Source organism: Mycobacterium toneyamaense (assembly GCF_055384815.1).
In genome coordinates, this window is sequence record NZ_AP040333.1 from 2,047,228 (window position 1) to 2,064,554 (window position 17,327).

At 68.3% G+C, this 17,327-nt stretch carries 15 protein-coding genes; 7 read left to right on the forward strand and 8 right to left on the reverse strand.

Translation table 11 applies throughout. The annotated features are described in order from the left end of the window. Positions 1 to 33 precede the first annotated feature (33 nt). The 5 genes from ACZ5IQ_RS09925 (at position 34) to ACZ5IQ_RS09945 (ending at position 7,476) form a co-directional block, all read left to right on the forward strand. Positions 34 to 1,575, forward strand: coding sequence for an alpha/beta hydrolase (locus ACZ5IQ_RS09925; RefSeq protein ID WP_371824565.1), 1,542 nt, complete (start codon positions 34 to 36; stop codon positions 1,573 to 1,575). A gap of 82 nt (positions 1,576 to 1,657) precedes the next feature. After that, positions 1,658 to 3,001 carry a type I glutamate--ammonia ligase gene (gene glnA / locus ACZ5IQ_RS09930; protein ID WP_073698185.1) on the forward strand — a complete coding sequence of 448 codons (1,344 nt, stop codon included), beginning with the start codon at positions 1,658 to 1,660 and terminating at the stop codon, positions 2,999 to 3,001. A gap of 28 nt (positions 3,002 to 3,029) precedes the next feature. After that, on the forward strand, positions 3,030 to 5,981 hold the full coding sequence (locus ACZ5IQ_RS09935; protein ID WP_212812124.1) for a bifunctional [glutamine synthetase] adenylyltransferase/[glutamine synthetase]-adenylyl-L-tyrosine phosphorylase: 2,952 nt from the start codon (positions 3,030 to 3,032) through the stop codon (positions 5,979 to 5,981). 5 nt (positions 5,982 to 5,986) lie between these two features. Then, positions 5,987 to 6,625, forward strand: a complete 639-nt coding sequence (locus ACZ5IQ_RS09940) for a PaaI family thioesterase (protein ID WP_212812123.1) — start codon at positions 5,987 to 5,989, stop codon at positions 6,623 to 6,625. Continuing rightward, positions 6,622 to 7,476 carry a TIGR03619 family F420-dependent LLM class oxidoreductase gene (locus tag ACZ5IQ_RS09945; RefSeq protein WP_212812122.1) on the forward strand — a complete coding sequence of 285 codons (855 nt, stop codon included), beginning with the start codon at positions 6,622 to 6,624 and terminating at the stop codon, positions 7,474 to 7,476. Before ACZ5IQ_RS09940 ends, ACZ5IQ_RS09945 begins: the two co-directional genes overlap by 4 nt. Here ACZ5IQ_RS09945 and ACZ5IQ_RS09950 read toward each other — a convergent pair whose 3' ends face one another. From ACZ5IQ_RS09950 to glnA (ACZ5IQ_RS09960), 3 genes are all read right to left on the reverse strand, one after another. After that, on the reverse strand, positions 7,477 to 7,893 hold the full coding sequence (locus ACZ5IQ_RS09950; protein ID WP_212812121.1) for a DoxX family protein: 417 nt from the start codon (positions 7,891 to 7,893) through the stop codon (positions 7,477 to 7,479). Between the two features lie 152 nt (positions 7,894 to 8,045). Beyond that, positions 8,046 to 8,372 carry a darcynin family protein gene (locus ACZ5IQ_RS09955; protein WP_212812120.1) on the reverse strand — a complete coding sequence of 109 codons (327 nt, stop codon included), beginning with the start codon at positions 8,370 to 8,372 and terminating at the stop codon, positions 8,046 to 8,048. Between the two features lie 225 nt (positions 8,373 to 8,597). Beyond that, positions 8,598 to 10,034 (reverse strand): type I glutamate--ammonia ligase, encoded by a 1,437-nt coding sequence (gene glnA / locus ACZ5IQ_RS09960; RefSeq protein ID WP_073698180.1) that lies wholly within the window; start codon positions 10,032 to 10,034, stop codon positions 8,598 to 8,600. 168 nt (positions 10,035 to 10,202) lie between these two features. Here glnA (ACZ5IQ_RS09960) and ACZ5IQ_RS09965 point away from each other — a divergent pair, with 168 nt between their 5' ends. Both ACZ5IQ_RS09965 and ACZ5IQ_RS09970 read left to right on the forward strand, forming a co-directional pair. After that, positions 10,203 to 10,694, forward strand: a complete 492-nt coding sequence (locus ACZ5IQ_RS09965; RefSeq protein WP_212812119.1) for an RDD family protein — start codon at positions 10,203 to 10,205, stop codon at positions 10,692 to 10,694. Between the two features lie 123 nt (positions 10,695 to 10,817). Continuing rightward, on the forward strand, positions 10,818 to 12,014 hold the full coding sequence (locus tag ACZ5IQ_RS09970; RefSeq protein ID WP_212814879.1) for an integrase core domain-containing protein: 1,197 nt from the start codon (positions 10,818 to 10,820) through the stop codon (positions 12,012 to 12,014). A gap of 96 nt (positions 12,015 to 12,110) precedes the next feature. Here ACZ5IQ_RS09970 and ACZ5IQ_RS09975 read toward each other — a convergent pair whose 3' ends face one another. Genes ACZ5IQ_RS09975 through sucB form a run of 5 tightly spaced genes read right to left on the reverse strand, consistent with a single transcriptional unit; the run spans position 12,111 to position 17,235 of the window. Then, positions 12,111 to 12,866: a DUF4191 domain-containing protein gene (locus ACZ5IQ_RS09975; RefSeq protein WP_212812118.1), complete on the reverse strand. Its 756-nt coding sequence runs from the start codon at positions 12,864 to 12,866 to the stop codon at positions 12,111 to 12,113. Between the two features lie 15 nt (positions 12,867 to 12,881). After that, complete coding sequence (lipA, locus tag ACZ5IQ_RS09980) at positions 12,882 to 13,814, reverse strand: lipoyl synthase (protein ID WP_318985182.1); 933 nt, start codon at positions 13,812 to 13,814, stop codon at positions 12,882 to 12,884. After that, positions 13,811 to 14,503 (reverse strand): lipoyl(octanoyl) transferase LipB, encoded by a 693-nt coding sequence (gene lipB / locus ACZ5IQ_RS09985; protein ID WP_406784171.1) that lies wholly within the window; start codon positions 14,501 to 14,503, stop codon positions 13,811 to 13,813. Before lipB ends, lipA begins: the two co-directional genes overlap by 4 nt. 25 nt (positions 14,504 to 14,528) lie before the next feature. Beyond that, positions 14,529 to 15,437 carry a TIGR01777 family oxidoreductase gene (locus tag ACZ5IQ_RS09990; protein ID WP_212812116.1) on the reverse strand — a complete coding sequence of 303 codons (909 nt, stop codon included), beginning with the start codon at positions 15,435 to 15,437 and terminating at the stop codon, positions 14,529 to 14,531. Positions 15,438 to 15,441: 4 nt separating this feature from the next. After that, positions 15,442 to 17,235: a 2-oxoglutarate dehydrogenase, E2 component, dihydrolipoamide succinyltransferase gene (gene sucB, locus ACZ5IQ_RS09995; protein WP_464481177.1), complete on the reverse strand. Its 1,794-nt coding sequence runs from the start codon at positions 17,233 to 17,235 to the stop codon at positions 15,442 to 15,444. Between the last annotated feature and the right edge of the window lie 92 nt (positions 17,236 to 17,327).

Below are 17,327 nucleotides of genomic sequence, written 5' to 3' on the forward strand. Positions count from 1 at the left end.
CCAGGCTTCGGCTCGGCTGTGCGCCGTGCGACCATGTGTGCCATGTGGCGGGCGGGCAGTCGAGGACGACGGTGTGCGGTAGGGGTCGTCGGATTGCTGGTGGCCATCAGCGCCGCACCGGGATCGGTCGCGCACGCGGCTCCCGAATCTCTGCAGTCCTACTACGAACAGGCACCGGCCTGGGGTGGCTGCGAACCCTTCATCGGTGACACCACGGACCTGCCGACGGCGCGGTGCGCCAACATCAGCGTCCCCGTCGACTACGCGGATCCGCAAGGGCCGCAAGCGAAGCTGGCCGTCATCCGGGTACCGGCATCGGGCCAGCGGCTCGGCGTGCTGCTGGTCAACCCGGGTGGTCCGGGCGCGTCGGCCGTCAACACCGTCGCGGGTATGGGCGCCGTGCTGTCCGACACCGAGATCGGCCGCAGCTTCGATCTCGTCGGCTTCGATCCGCGTGGCGTGGGGCATTCGACGCCGCAGTTGCGGTGCCGCAGCGACGCCGAATTCGACGCGAACCGCCGCGACCCGATGGTCGACTACAGCCCGGCCGGTGTGGCGCACATCGAAGCCGTCAGCCGCCGCACGGCGCAGGACTGCCTGCAACAGATGGGCAGCAGCTTCCTGGCCAACGTCGGAACCGCCTCGGCGGCAAGGGATATGGACGTGGTGCGGGCCGCGCTCGGGGAGTCGCAGATCAACTATCTGGGTTTCTCCTACGGCACCGAACTCGGTGCGGCCTACGCCGAACGGTTCCCCGACCGGGTGCGCGCCATGGTGCTCGACGGCGCCGTCGACCCCAATGCCGATCCGGTCACCGAGAACCTGCTCCAATTGGCCGGATTCCAAACGGCTTTCAACGACTATGCGGCGGACTGCGCGCAGTCGGTCGGCTGCCCGCTGGGGACCGACCCGACGCAGTTCGTGGCGCGGTACCAGCAGTTGGTCAATCCGCTCGCCCTGCGTCCGGGCCTGACGTCCGATCCGCGGGGCCTGAGCTACTCGGACGCGATCACCGGCACCATCAATGCGCTCTATACGAAGAAGTACTGGAAGTTCCTGACCAGCGGGCTGATCGGACTGCAGCGCGGCGGCGACGCCGGCGATCTGCTGCTGCTGGCCGACGATTACCAGCACCGTGATCAGAACGGTCGCTACGCGCCCCTGCAGGACGCGTTCACCGCGATCCGGTGCGTCGACGCGCCGTTCCCGACCGATCCCGCGACCTGGGCGGCCGCCGACCAGCGCGCGCGCCAGCTGGCGCCGTTCATGAGCTACGGCCAGTACACCGGCTACGCACCGCGCGACGTCTGCGCCATGTGGCCGGTGCCCGCGACCTCCCGTCCGCACGCACCGGCGTCGCCCGGCCCGGGCAAGGTCGTCGTCGTCTCCACCACGCACGACCCGGCCACGCCGTACCAGGCCGGGGTGAATCTGGCGCGCGAACTCGGCGCCTCACTGATCAGCTACGAGGGCACCCAGCACACCGTCGTGTTCAACGGCGACCGGTGTGTCGACACGGCTGTGGTGGCGTTCCTGCTCCAGTCCGTGCTGCCTGCGGCGGGATTGCGGTGCTGACCTGAGCGTCTCACCAGCGAAACATGCCGAACAGAGTCCACTTGGTAACACGGATTTAACAGCTACTGCCTACGCTGCGGACATGGATCGCCAGAAGGAATTCGTGCTGCGCACGCTGGAAGAACGCGACATTCGCTTTGTCCGGTTGTGGTTCACCGACGTGCTCGGATACCTCAAGTCCGTGGCGATCGCGCCGGCCGAGCTGGAAGGCGCCTTCGAAGAGGGCATCGGCTTCGACGGATCCGCCATCGAGGGCTTCGCCCGCGTCTCCGAGGCCGACATGGTGGCCCGGCCGGATCCGTCCACGTTCCAGGTGCTGCCGTGGACCACCAAGAGCACCGGCAAGCACTACTCGGCCCGCATGTTCTGCGACATCACCATGCCCGACGGCTCGCCGTCGTGGGCCGACTCGCGGCACGTGCTGCGCCGCCAGCTGGCCAAGGCCAGCGATCTGGGCTTCTCCTGCTACGTGCACCCGGAGATCGAGTTCTTCCTGCTGGAGCCCGGCCCCAACGACGGCTCGGTGCCGGTGCCGGCCGACAACAACGGCTACTTCGACCAGGCCGTGCACGACTCGGCACCGAACTTCCGCCGGCACGCCATCGAGGCCCTCGAGTCGATGGGTATCTCGGTGGAGTTCAGCCACCACGAAGGCGCGCCCGGTCAGCAGGAGATCGACCTGCGTTACGCCGACGCGCTGTCGATGGCCGACAACGTCATGACGTTCCGGTACCTGGTCAAGGAAGTCGCGATCAACGAAGGCGTGCGGGCCACGTTCATGCCCAAGCCCTTCAGCCAGTACCCGGGCTCGGCGATGCACACCCACATGAGCCTGTTCGAGGGCGAGACCAACGCCTTCCACAGCGCCGACGATCCGCTGCAGCTGTCGGACGTCGCCAAGTCCTTCATCGCCGGCATCCTGACGCACGCCAGCGAGATCAGCGCCGTCACCAACCAGTGGGTGAACTCCTACAAGCGGCTGGTGCACGGCGGCGAGGCGCCGACCGCCGCGTCGTGGGGGGCGGCCAACCGCTCCGCCCTGGTCCGGGTCCCGATGTACACGCCACGCAAGGCGTCGTCACGCCGTATCGAGGTCCGCAGCCCCGACTCGGCATGCAACCCGTACCTGGCGTTCGCGGTGCTGCTGGCCGCCGGCCTGCGCGGCATCGAGAAGGGCTACGAGCTGGGGCCGCAGGCCGAGGACAACGTCTGGAACCTGACGCCCGAGGAACGGCTCGCGATGGGTTACAAGGAGCTGCCGTCGAGCCTGGGTGTGGCGCTCGGCGAGATGGAGAAGTCCGAACTCGTCGCCGAGGCGTTGGGGGAGCACGTCTTCGACTACTTCCTGCGCAACAAGCGCACCGAGTGGGAGAACTACCGCAGCCACGTGACACCGTTCGAGCTCAAGGAATACTTGTCGCTGTAATGGCCTAGTGGTGCGCTAACGTCGGGTGGTGCCCACCCCCGCGACGCAGCGCCCCAAGCAGCCCAGCGTCGGCCGGCTCGGGCTGGTTGCGCCCACGGCGCGGGCGGATCTGGACCGGCTCGGCTGGAACACCGACGCGCATGTTGCGCTCTTGTGGTCGCTGTCGCGCGCCCCTGACGCCGACAGCGCGTTGCGCGCCATGGTGCGGATCGCGGACGCCCTCGAAGGCGACTGGGCCGAACTCAGCGCACTGCTGGTGACCGACACGGCCCTGCGCGGTCGGCTGTTCGCCGTGCTGGGCTCGTCGCTGGCCCTGGGCGATCACCTGGTGGCGCACCCGCTGTCCTGGCGACTGCTGCGCGGCGACATCGCGCTGCCGTCCCGCGCCGAGATGCTCGACGACTTCGAGCGGTTGGCGGCCGAAGTCGCCGGTACCCCAACGGCTTCCGCGGTATTGCAGACCTACTACCGCGACCGCATCCTGGTGCTGGCCGCGCTGGACGTCGCGCCGACGGTCGAGAACGAGCCGGTGCTGCCGTACGTCACCGTCGGGGAGCACCTGTCCGATCTGGCCGATGCGGCACTCGGGGCGGCACTTGTCGTCGCGACCCGGACGGTGTGCGGCGACGAACCCGGTCCCCGGCTCGCGGTCATCGCGATGGGTAAATGCGGTGCGCGCGAACTGAATTACGTCAGCGACGTCGACGTCATCTTCGTGGCCGAAGCGGCGGACTCGGTGACCACGCGGGTGGCCGGCGAGATGATGCGGTTCGCCGGCGAGACCTTCTTCGAGGTCGACGCCGCGCTGCGGCCCGAGGGCAAGGCCGGGCAACTGGTCCGCACCCTGGAGTCGCATGTCGCGTACTACCAGCGCTGGGCCAAAACCTGGGAATTCCAGGCACTTTTGAAGGCCCGCGCGGCCGTCGGCGATGCCGAGCTGGGCGAGCAGTACATCGACGCGCTGATGCCGATGGTCTGGACCGCTTGTGACCGTGAGGATTTCGTGCCCGACGTGCAGGCCATGCGCCGCCGCGTCGAGGAACTGGTGCCGGCCGGGGTACGCACGCGGGAACTGAAACTGGGCAAAGGCGGCCTCCGGGACGTAGAGTTCGCGGTCCAGCTGTTGCAGCTCGTGCACGGCCGCAATGACGATTCGCTGCATGTCGCCTCCACGGTCGACGCATTGGCCGCGCTCGGCTCCGGCGGTTACATCGGCCGCGATGACACCGCGAATCTCACGGCGTCCTATGAGTTTCTGCGGCTGCTGGAGCACCGGCTGCAACTGCAGCGACTCAAGCGGACCCACCTGCTGCCCGAGGACGGCGACGACGAGGCGTGGCGCTGGCTGGCGCGGGCGGCGCACATCCGGCCCGACGGCCAGCACGACGCGCTCGGGGTCCTGCGCGAGGACCTGAAGCGGCAGAACATGCGGGTGTCCCGCCTGCACGCCAAGCTCTTCTATCAGCCACTGCTCGAAGTGGGGAACCAGTTCGGTCCGAGCCTGACCACCGCCGCGGCCGAAAGGCAGTTGGCCGCACTGGGTTACGAAGGCCCGCAGAGCGCGCTGACGCACCTGGCCGCGCTGACCAGTGCCAGCGGCCGCCGCGGCACGGTGCAGCAGGTGCTGCTGCCGACGCTGCTGGACTGGCTGTCGGACACCCCGGATCCGGACGCCGGCCTGCTCGCGTACCGGCGGATCAGCGAGGAACTGGGGGACCAGCGGTGGTTCCTGTCCACACTGCGTGACGAGGGCGCCGTCGCCAAGCGGCTGATGCGGGTGCTCGGCACCTCGGCCTATGTGCCGGAGCTGCTGATGCGGGCGCCCGAAGTCCTGCAGCAGTACGCCGACGGTCCGCAGGGGCCGAAACTACTTGAGGTGGAACCAGATGCGGTGTTCCGCGCGCTGGTCGCCTCGGCCGGCCGGCACGCCGACCCGGTGCGGGCCATCGCCGCGGCGCGCACCCTGCGTCGCCGGGAACTGGCCCGGGTGGCGTCGGCGGATCTGCTGGGACTGCTCGAGGTGGTCGATGTCTGCAAGGCGCTGACGTCGGTGTGGGTCGCGGTGCTGCAGGCCGCGCTCGATGCGGTGATCCGGGCGCGCTCCCGAGCCGACGGCCCGCTGGCGCGCATCGCCGTCATCGGCATGGGCCGGCTCGGCGGCGGGGAGCTGGGCTACGGATCGGACGCGGACGTGATGTTCGTCTGCGAACCGGTTGCGGGCGTGGAGGATTCGACTGCCGTGCGCTGGGCGATCGGCGTCGCCGAACAGGTACGGACGCTGTTGGGGCAGCCCAGCAGCGACCCGCCGCTGGAGGTCGACGCCGGGCTGCGGCCGGAGGGCCGAAACGGCTCACTGGTGCGGACGCTGGCGTCGTACGAGTCGTACTACGCGCAGTGGGCCCAGCCGTGGGAGATTCAGGCCCTCCTGCGGGCGCACCGGGTGGCCGGCGACCTGGAACTGGGCGAGCGCTTCCTGCTGATGGCGGACAAGACCCGCTACCCGCCCGGTGGTGTCTCGGCGGATGCGGTACGGGAAATCCGGCGGATCAAGGCGCGGGTCGACGCCGAGCGGTTGCCCCGCGGCGCCGACCCCAACACCCACACCAAGTTGGGCCGCGGTGGCCTGGCCGACGTGGAATGGACCGTGCAGCTGCTCCAATTGCGTTACGCGCACCAGGTTCCCACGCTGCACAACACCTCGACGCTGCAGGCGCTGGACGCCATCGAGGCGGCCCAGCTGATCGAGGGTGACGAGACGGACACCCTGCGGCAGGCCTGGCTGACCGCGACCCGCGCGCGCAACGCCCTGGTGCTGGTCCGCGGCAAGCCGACCGACCAACTGCCCGGACCGGGCCGTCAGCTCAACGCGGTCGCCGTGGCAGCCGGATGGCCGAGCGGCGACGGCGGCGCCTTCCTCGACAACTATCTGCGCGTGACTCGTCGTGCCAAAACCGTGGTGCGCAAGGTGTTCGGGGAGTAGGCGGCGTGAGTGATTTTCCGTTCGACGTGATCAGCGATGCCGAATACGAGCGTCAGCTGGCGGTGTACCGGCCGTTCACCGACGCGGTGCGCCGGCTGATCGACGCCGGCATCCGGACCGGTGTCGACGACGCCACCATCGCCGAGGCGCAGGCCGCGATCGAAGCGGTCACCGAGCGACTGGCCGAGGTGCAAGACAGCAGCACCTCGACGCTGCGCAATGCCGACACCGGACGGCCGCTGGCGTACACGAATCCGGGTGTGGGCGTGCGCAACGCGATCGCCCCGCCGATGGAGATTCACCATGAGGGCGGGGCGGGGGACGGCGGCCGGTGCTGGGCCGAGTTCGAACTCGGCCTGCCCTACGAGGGACCGCCCGGCCTGGTGCACGGCGGTATCTGCGCGCTGGTGCTCGACCATATCCTCGGGGAAGCCGCCAGTGACGGGCTGACCAAACCACATTTCACGGGAACCATCACGCTGCGATACGTGCGGGGGACCAAGCAGGGGCCCGTCCGGGCCGAGGCCTGGATAGACCGAGTCGACGGCATCAAGACGTTCGCCCGCGGCACGCTGTCCGATGCCGAGGGTGTCAGCGTGGAGGCCGACGGCATCTTCATCAAGCCCTCCTGGGCGCGCGAGTGAAGTTCTACGTCTCCCTGGCGTTCCTGGACATCAGTGAACTGACCGAGATCGCCCGGGCCGCAGACGAACTCGGCTACGACGGCATCGCGATCCCGGACCATGTGGTGAACCTGGAGACGCTGAGCACGCCGTACCCGTACACGCCCGACGGACAGCGGCGCTGGCAGCCGTTCACGCACTGGCCGGATCCGTGGGTGCTGGTCGGCGCCCTCGCGCAGGTGACCAGCCGCGTGAAATTCGTGACGACGGTGTACATCCCGGGGATGCGCGACCCGTTCTCGGTCGCGAAGTCGGTCGGGACCGCGGCCTGCCTGTCCGGCGGCCGCGTGGAGTTCGGCGTCGGTGTGGGCTGGTGTGCCGACGAATTCGCCTTGATGGGGCAGACTTTCGAGCGCCGCGGCAAGCGCACCGACGAGATGCTGGAGCTGATCCGGCAGCTGTGGCAGCCCGGCTGGACATCGTTCGACGGCGAGTTCTACCAGGTGCCGCGGCTCGAGATGGAGCCGACGCCGCCTCCGGTGCCCGTCTACGTCGGCGGGCTCAGTGAGATCGCACTGCGCCGCGCCGCGTGCCACGACGGCTGGATCGGCGACTTGATCACCACCGACCAGGCCATCGCCGCGGCGACGCGGGTGCGCGAACTGCGGGTCGAAAACGGTTTACCGCTCGAGGGTTACGAGATCCTGACACCGCTCGCCGACGCCTATCTGCCGGAGCATTTCGAGCGCGCCGCGCGGGCCGGCATCACCGGCAACATCACGATGCCGTGGATGTTCTACAGCGGTCCGACGGCCACGCTGGCCGAGAAGATCGACGGACTCAAGCGGTTTCGCGTGGACCGAGGTCTGTAACTAGCGTTTGCGCAGCGCGTCCAGCGCGATGGCGCCACCGCCGGTGAACACCAGCAGGAACAGCGCGAAGCAGTAGAGGACCGCCGGCTCGCCGCCATTGGCGATGGGCAGCAGGCCCTTCGGCTGGTGCGCCATGAAGTAGGCGAAAGCCATTTCGCCGGAACCGATGAAGGCGGCGATGCGGGTGGCCAGACCGGTGAAGACCAGGATGCCGACGATCAGCTCGATGGCGCCGGCATACCAGCCCGGGAAACTGCCGAAATCCGGTGCGGCCATACCGGGATTGGTGTCGACGGGCCACTTGAAGAGCGTGGTGGCGCCGTGGATCGTGAACAGGAAGCCGATGACCATCCGGAACACGGAGAGCACGATGGGAGCTACAGCGTCGAGCCGGGATTCGATGTCAGTCTGAGCCATGGCGACATCATATGAGGTTCCTGTGACGCGCCAGGTGCTGCGAGATTGCGGAATGGGAGCAAATTCTCGCGATTTGCCTCACAGCGCCGCGGCGACGGGTGATGAGCCACCGGGCTGCCCCTCCCTGGAGGGAGAGACGACCCGGCTACCGGTCATCCGATAGCGGCCCGGCCGTAGTTGTCCGCGTAGGCATTCGCGACTCCGGGCAGGATCTCGACGATGGCGAAATACCGGTCCCACAGCGGTGTTTCGCGCAGCTCTTCGACCGCCAGCTCGTACTCGTGCGGGTCGGCGGCCGTCAGCATCCAGACATCGGTGACCCGGGCGGTGTAGAACTCCGTGTCGTACCACGTGAAGTTGACCGACTTGTGGCGGTCGAGGATCGGCTGCAGATGCAGGGTGAGTTCGTCGAACCGTTTGGCGACCGGGAAACCGAGCCACTCGGGATTCGTCTTGACCAACATGAAAACCGTGAACATGGGTGAACCTCGTTCTCTCGCTTGTGAATAGGGCTGGAGAGAAACGAAAAGGCCAACGAATCTCTCCGTTGACCTGTGAGGTTGTCAGCACCGCGAGCAGCGACGCTCGCGATGGTTAGGCTACCGTACTTGTTCGTGGTGGGCAAGCGGGCACCCCCGACGTCGTCACCCCGATACAGAACTGCCCCTCTCCCGGAGGAGAGGGGCAGTTCGTGTGCTCGCGACTCAGCAGTCGTAGTAGAGCGAGAACTCGTACGGGTGAGGGCGAATCTGCACCGGCAGGATCTCGTTCTCGCGCTTGTACGAGATCCAGGTCTCGATCAGGTCCTCGGTGAACACGCCACCCTCGGTGAGGTAGTCGTGGTCTTCCTCGAGCTTGTCGATGACGCTGGCCAGCGAGGTCGGGGCCTGCGGGATGTTGGCGGCCTCGTCCGGCGGCAGCTCGTAGAGGTCCTTGTCGACCGGGGCCAGCGGCTCGATCTTCTTCTTGATGCCGTCGATACCGGCCATGAGCATCGCCGAGAAGGCCAGGTACGGGTTGCCCGAGCTGTCCGGGCAACGGAACTCGAGGCGCTTGGCCTTCGGGTTGTTGCCGGTGATCGGGATACGCACACACGCCGAGCGGTTGCGCTGGCTGTACACCAGGTTGATCGGGGCCTCGTAGCCCGGCACCAGACGCTTGTAGGAGTTCACCGTCGGGTTGGTGAACGCCAGCAGCGACGGGGCGTGGTGCAGGATGCCGCCGATGTAGTGGCGTGCCATGTCGGACAGGCCCGCGTAGCCGGACTCGTCGTGGAACAGCGGCTTGCCGTCCTTCCACAGCGACTGGTGGGCGTGCATGCCCGAGCCGTTGTCGCCGAACAGCGGCTTCGGCATGAAGGTGACGGTCTTGCCGTTCGCCCACGCGGTGTTCTTGATGATGTACTTGAACAGCAGCACGTCATCGGCCGCGGCGAGCAGCGTGTCGAACTTGTAGTTGATCTCGGCCTGGCCGGCGGTGCCCACCTCGTGGTGGCCGCGCTCCAGGGTGAACCCGGCGTTGATCAGGTTGGTCGACATCTCGTCACGCAGGTCGACGTAGTGGTCGTACGGCGCGACGGGGAAGTAGCCACCCTTGGGGCGGACCTTGTAGCCGCGGTTGGGGGAGCCGTCGGCCTCGTAGGGCTCGCCGCTGTTCCACCAGCCCGACTCGGAGTCGACTTCGTAGAACGTGCCGTTGATCTTCGAGTCGAAGGCGACGGAGTCGAAGATGTAGAACTCGGCCTCGGCACCGAAGTAGGCGGTGTCGGCGATGCCGGTGCTCTTCAGGTAGTTCTCGGCCTTGCGTGCGACGTTGCGCGGGTCACGGGAGTAGGCCTCACGCGTGAACGGGTCGTGCACGAAGAAGTTCAGGTTCAGCGTCTTGGCGGCGCGGAACGGGTCGATGCGCGCGGTATTGGCGTCCGGCAGCAGCATCATGTCGGACTCGTGGATGGACTGGAAGCCGCGCACGGACGAACCGTCGAACGCGAGGCCGTCTTCGAAAACGCTCTCGTCGAAAGCCGAAGCCGGGATCGAGAAGTGCTGGACAACACCAGGCAGATCGCAGAAACGGATGTCGACGTACTCGACGTTCTCGTCCTTGATCAGCTTGAAAATGTCGTCAGACGTCTTTTCTGCCACGTAAGTGATCTCCTTTACTGGTGTTACCCGCGGTTGAACCTAGGGACACGATGTTGCACGCCAATCAACCGTATGTTTCGCGGACGTTACGCGATCGGTGGTTCCTGGAACCGTGGACCACCCGCCGCGCGGTTCGGTTGCATGAGCGCGCACGCCTATCCTGACACCATGGCAGGTGCTGATGAATTCCGGCTCGGTTCGTGGCTGTCCGGGCCCGAATCGCAGCGCCCCGTTGATGACTCCACATACCCGGGTAAAGCCCTCGGCCTGCCGGAAACCGGCCCGGGTTCCCTCGCCCGATTCGGGCGCCGCTTCGCCGCGTTGTTGGTGGACTGGCTGATCTGCTACGGCCTCGGCACCCTGAGTGTGGTGTTCGGCGGATTGAGCGAATACGAATACCAGTACGTCTGGCACGGCACACCCGCGGTGATCGCCTGGGTCGTCGTCGGCACGGTGTCGGTGCGGCTCTTCACCTTCACGCCGGGCCAGTTCGCACTGGGGCTGCGGGTCGTGTCCGTCGGCCGGAGCCAGTACGTCGGCCTCGGCCGCGCCTTCGTCCGCATGCTGCTCGTGCTGCTGGCCGTGCCCGCGCTGTTCACCGATGCCGACGGCCGCGGGCTACAGGACCGGCTGACCAACACCGCCGTCCTGCGCCGCTGACCAAAGCGATTTGTGCACGATTTTCCGCGGTCAGCGCGGTGTTCTGTTTCGGGACATCGCTGACACATGGATGTCTCGGGACATCGCTGACACCTGAGTGAGGTTGTGGACCCATCGTGGTTCATGGCCCAGAAGGTGACGGCGATGGATATTCGTGCCGCGACGGCGTTGGCCGGGCAGGTCGAGAATGTGGCGGCGTTCTGCCGGGATCAGCAGATCAGTCGGCAGACGTTCTACAAGTGGCGAAAACGGTTCGGGCAGCTGGGGCTGGCCGGACTCGAACAGCGGTCACGTCGGCCGATGTCGTGTCCCGGACAGACCGCGGCCGCGGTCGAGGAGCTGGTGCTGCGCCGCCGCAAAGAACTGTTGGAGGCCGGCCGGGATCACGGCGCGCACTCGATCCACTGGACCCTGCAGCGTGAGGGCCATGCTGATGTGCCTGCACCGGCCACGATCTGGCGGATCCTGACTCGCCATGGTGCGATCACCCCGCAGCCGCGTAAACGCCCCAAGTCAGCGACCAAACGGTTTGTCTTCGATCGCCCGAACGACTGCTGGCAATCAGACTGGACCGAATGGGCACTGACCGACGGCACCGCGGTGGCCATTGCGGGCAGCCTTGATGATCATTCTCGCTACCTGGTCGGGTTGGCCGCCGCGGCCGGGCCCGGCACCGGTGAGTTGGTGTGGTCGGTGGTGCTGGCCGGTATCGGTGAGTGTGGGATTCCGTCAATGTCGTTGTCGGACAACGGACTGATGTACACCGGGCGGCGGCTCGGGTTTGAAACGACGTTCGAGGCCAACCTACGCGCCCTGGGAGTCAAAACGATCAACTCCACTCCCTATCACCCGCAGACCTGCGGCAAGATCGAGCGGTTCTGGCAGACCCTCAAAAAGTGGCTCCACGCGCACCCCACCCCGGACACGGTCGCTGATCTCGACGATCTGCTCGAGGCGTTCCGACACTTCTACAACCACCAACGACCACACCGAGCACTCGGCGGAGCCACTCCCGCAGAGGCTTTCGCCGCCACCGAACGCGCCCGCCCCGCCGACCGGCCCTTGCCGGCCCCGGTGTTCGTCACCACCGGCACCGTCAACGACACCACCGGTCGGGTGTTCGTGCCGCCCTACGTCATCAACGTCGGCCGGTACTGGGCTGGGCACCACTGCGACTGCATCCGCGACGGCGACCACATCGCCATCTTCAGCGGCACCACCTTGATCCGCGCACTCACCGCCGACCCAACCCGCCGCTACCAGCCCGGCGACAAAACCACGCGAACCTACCGCACCCGCGCACCCAAACCCGCACACTGACTGTCAGCGATGTCCCGAGACATAAGTGTCAGCGATGTCCCGAGACACCACTCCGCGGTCAGCGCGGAAAATCGTGCACAAATCGCAGGGGGCGGGCTACTTGCGACGCGCGGTGCGCTGCATGCCCTTCATCTTGGCGCCCGCGGGCAGCGGGCCCTTGGGCAGGCCGCCGGGGCCCAGCTTGGTACCGAGGGCGGCCAGACGGGACTCGAGCGCGTCCATCTGCTTGGTGGTGATGTTGGCGGGCAGCTTGGTCAGGTGCCGTTCCAGCTTGGCCAGCGGCACCTGGTCCTCTTCGTTGCCGACCACGATGGTGTAGATCGGCACCTCGCCGACCAGTCGTGCGGTGCGCTTCTTCTCCTGCGCCAGAAGCGGTTTCAGGCGCTGCGGCGAACCCTCGCCGACGAAGATCACACCCGGCCGGCCGACCACGCGGTGCACGGCATCGAAGCTGCCGGTGGCGGCGACGCCCTGCGTGACGCGCCACTGGCCGCGCATGTTGTCCAGTGCCCAGGCCGCCGCGCCGGTCTGGCCGTCAGCCTTGCTGTAGACCGACTTCTGCGCGCGTCGGCCGAAGATGATGAACGCGACCAGCGCGCCGAGCAGCACACCCAGGATGGGCAGCGTGATCCAGCTGAAGATGCCGCCGGAGTACGCGGCCATCGCGACGGCGAGGCCCACGATCAGGACGAACGCGCCGATCATGTACGGCAGCAGCCGCTTGTCCTCTTTGCGCTGAATCTGGAACGCCTGCCAGAGCTGGGCGCGGCGCTGCTTCGAAGCGGCCTTGCGCGCCGCCTTCGCCTCGGCCTTCGCGGCCTTCACAGCGGCAGGATTGGTGGTCTTCGCCATGCCACCAGGATAGATTCAGGAAACCGGTGGCCGTAACCGGGCAGCCTGGGCGTACAGCTTGCCGGCCCGGTAGGACGACCGGACCAGCGGTCCGGCCAGGACACCGGCGAACCCGAGACCCTCGGCGAACTGCTGGTGCTCGACGAATTCCTCCGGTCGCACCCACCGCTCGACGGGGTGGTGCCGCGGCGACGGACGCAGGTACTGCGTGATGGTGACGATGTCGCAGCCCGCGTCGTACAGGTCCTGCAGGGCCACCCGGATTTCCTCGGGCGTCTCACCCATGCCGAGGATCAGGTTGCTCTTGGTCACCAGGCCGTAGTCGCGGGCGGCGGTGATGACGCCGAGGCTGCGCTCGTAGCGGAACGCCGGGCGGATGCGCTTGAAGATGCGCGGCACGGTTTCGACGTTGTGCGCGAACACTTCTGGGCGCGAGTCGAAGACCTCTTCGAGCAGTGCGGGCACACCGTTGAAGTCGGGCGCCAGCAGCTCGACACCGGTGTTCGGGTTGAGCGCGTGGATCTGGCGGACGGTCTCGGCGTACAGCCAGGCGCCGCCGTCGGGCAGGTCGTCGCGGGCCACGCCGGTGATGGTGGAGTACCGCAGGCCCATGGTGTGCACGCTCTCGGCCACCCGGCGCGGCTCGTCCCGGTCCAGTTCGGCGGGCTTGCCGGTGTCGATCTGGCAGAAGTCGCAGCGGCGGGTGCACTGCTCGCCGCCGATCAGGAAGGTGGCCTCGCGGTCCTCCCAGCATTCATAGATGTTGGGGCAGCCGGCCTCTTCGCAGACGGTGTGCAGGCCCTCCCGCTTGACCAGGCTCTTGAGGTCCTTGTACTCGGGGCCCATCTTGAGCTTGGTCTTGATCCACGGCGGCTTGCGCTCGATGGGCGTCTCCGCGTTGCGGACCTCCAGGCGGAGCAGCTTGCGGTTACCGGGATCGACGCTCATGGTGTCGATGTTAGTGCCGCGGCGCCGAGCGCCTTGACGGACGGAGCGCCGAGTACGTCGCACACTGCCTCGGCCACCCGGTCGATGACGTCCTCGGGCGCGATCTCGCGGCCCAACTCCTTCGTCAGCGACGTGACGCCCGCATCGGCGATGCCGCACGGGACGATGCCGCCGAACGCGCTCAGGTCGCAGTTGCAGTTCAGCGAGAAGCCGTGCAGCGTCGTGCCGCGGGCGACGCGGATGCCGATGGCGGCGATCTTGCGTTCGGGCCGCAGGTCGTCGGCCGGCAGCCAGACACCGGACCGGCCGTCCACCCGGATGGTCTGCAGGCCCAGTTCGCCGCACACCGTCATCAGCGCATCCTCGAGCAGCCGAACGAATCTCACGACGTCGAGCGGCTGGGCCAGGCCGATGATCGGGTAGCCCACCAGTTGCCCGGGGCCGTGCCAGGTGATCTTGCCGCCGCGGTCGGTGTCGATGACGGGGGTGCCGTCGATCGGCCGCTCGTGCGGTTCGGTGCGGCGGCCGGCGGTGTAGACGGGCGGATGCTCGAGCAGTAGCAGCGTGTCGTTGCCGCGCTCGTCGGAGCGGGCGGCGGCGAGCTCGCGCTGCAGCTCCCAGGCGTCGTTGTAGTCGATGGTGCCGAGGCGGCGCACGTCGATCGGGCCGCAGGCAGATCGGATCGTCACTGAACTGACGCTACGCCTGCCGGAGTCAGGCCGCGTTGGGGGCGGTGACGTACGACAGCGCCTCGCCGATGGTCCGCTGGTGGAACTCGAAGCCGGCGTCCTCGAGCGCGGCCGGGATGGCCCGCTGGCCGCCGAGCAGTCCCTCCTCGGCGAACTCGCCGAGTGCGGCCCGCAGCGCGAAACCGGGCATCAGCAGCGGGGTGGGGCGGTGCAGCGCGCGTCCCAGCGCCTCGGTGAACTCGCCGTTGGTCACCGGCGCCGGGCCCGTCAGATTCAGCGGGCCGGACAGGTCGTCGTGATTGAGCGCGAACAGCAGGGCCCGCACCTCGTCCTCCAGCGTGATCCACGGCATGTACTGGCGCCCGCTGCCCAGCCGGGCACCCAGGCCGAGTCCGAAGACCGGGCGGAGCCGGGCCAGCATGCCGCCGGCCGGTGCGAGCACGAGGCCGGTGCGCGCGAGCACGACGCGGACGCCGGCGTCGGCGGCCGGCCGGGTTGCGGCCTCCCAGTCCAGACAGAGCCGGGCCAGGAAGCCGGTGCCGGCGGGGGATCGCTCATCGGCGATGCGGTCGCGCGTATCGCCATAGAAACCAACGGCACTGGCGTTGATGAGCACGGGCACCCCGGCGTCGACGACGGCATCGGTCAGCACCTCGGTCGGGACGATCCGGCTGTCACGCAGGCTCTGCTTGAACGCTCCCGACCAGCGGCGCGCCCCGATGCTCACGCCGCACAGGTTGACCACGGCATCGACGTCACGCAGCGTGCGCCAGTCGAAGTCGCCGGCGTCGGGGTTCCAGTACACCTCGTCGGCGTTGGCCGGCTGCCGGCGCACGATGCGCACCACCCGGTGGTCGGTGGCGCGCAGCGCCGACACCAGTGCGGAACCGATGAGTCCCGACGAGCCCGCGATGGCAATGACCGCGTGCGCCATGGGATTACAGCCCCAGGTCGGCCTCGAACGCACCCTCTTCGAGACGACGTTTGATGGTGGTCACGAACCGTCCGGCGTCGGCGCCGTCGATCAGGCGGTGGTCGTAGGTCAGCGGCAGGTAGCAGACCGACCGGACACCGATCGACTCGTTGCCGCTCTCGTCGACGACAACCCGCGGCCGCTTGACGATGGCACCGGTGCCGAGCATGGCCGCCTGCGGCGGAACCAGGATCGGGGTGTCGAACAGGGCGCCCTGGCTGCCGATGTTGGTGATCGTGAAGGTGCCACCGGCCAGCTCGTCGGGCCGCAGGTTGCCCGAGCGGGCGCGGTCGGCGATGTCGACGATCGCCCGCGCGAGGCCACCGAGGGACAGGTCACCGGCGTTGTGCACGACCGGCGACAGCAGGCCCTGCTCGGTGTCCACCGCGAAGCCGAGGTGCTCGGCGTCGTAGTAGGTGATCTCCTTGGTTTCCTCGTTGTAGCTGGCGTTGACGTTCGGGTGGATCTTCAACGCGTCGATCACCGCGCGGGCGATGAACGGCAGGTAGGTCAGGTTCACACCCTCGCGCTCGGCGAACGAGTTCTTGGCGCGCGCCCGCAGCGAGACGATGCGGGTCATGTCGACCTCGTGGGTCTGCGTCAGCTGCGCCGTGGTCTGCAGCGACTCGCGCGTCTTCTTGGCCGTGATCTGCCGGATCCGGGTGGCCTTCTGCGTGGTGCCACGCAGGTGGGCCAGGGCCGGAGCCGGTGCGGTGGCCGGGGCCTTCGCCGCCGGAGCTGCGGGGGCCGGGGCGGACGAAGCGGCGGCAGGTGCGGCCGGGGCCTTGGCGGCCTCCGCCGCGGCGAGCACGTCCTGCTTGCGGATGCGACCACCGACACCGGTGCCCTGCACCGATGCGAGGTCAACGTTGTTCTCGGCAGCCAACTTTCGCACCAGCGGGGTGACGTACGGGCTGGCGTCGTCCGACGACGACGCGGCCGGGGCCGCAGCAGCCGGAGCCGCGGGCGCCGGAGCGGCCGGGGCGGGAGCGGGTGCGGGGGCCGGCGGCGGGGTCGGTGCGGCCGGAGCCGGGGGAGCCGGCGGTGGCGTCGGCGCGGCGGCAGGCTCGGGGGCGGGTGCCGGTGCCGGGGCCTCGGGGGCCGGGGCGGCGGCCGGGGCCGAACCGGCGGCACCGATCTTGGCGAGCTCGCCACCGATGGACACGACGTCGTCCTCGTCGGCGGTGATGGACAGGAGCACGCCGGCGATCGGCGATGGGATTTCGGTGTCGACCTTGTCGGTGGACACCTCGACCAGGGGCTCGTCGACCTCGACGGAGTCGCCGACCTTCTTGAGCCAGCGGGTCACGGTGCCCTCGGTGACGGACTCGCCGAGCGTCGGCATCACGATCGAGGTGGCGTCGGTCGCGTCGGAGGCGGCCGGGGCGGGGGCCGATGCGGGTGCCGGCGCGGGAGTTTCGGCGGCCGGAGCCGGGGCTTCGGCGGCGGGCTCGGGAGCCGGGGTGGGCTCCGGCTCGGGTGCCGCGGCGGGCTCGGGGGCGGACGGAGCCGGGGACTCGCCGGCCTCACCGATGACGGCGAGCTCGCCGCCGATCTCGACCACGTCGTCTTCCTGCGCGACGATCTTGGTCAGGACACCGGCTGCCGGCGACGGGATTTCGGTGTCGACCTTGTCGGTGGACACCTCGAGCAGGGGCTCGTCGACCGCGACGGTGTCGCCCTCCTGCTTGAGCCATCGAGTGACGGTCCCCTCGGTAACGCTCTCACCGAGTGCGGGCATCTGGACGGAGATGGCCATTACGTTGACTCCTCGAAAAGTCGCTCGTCACTTCGAATGTCTACAGGGCCCATCCTGTCATGCTCGCGCAGTCGAGGAGGGGCGGGTCGGGA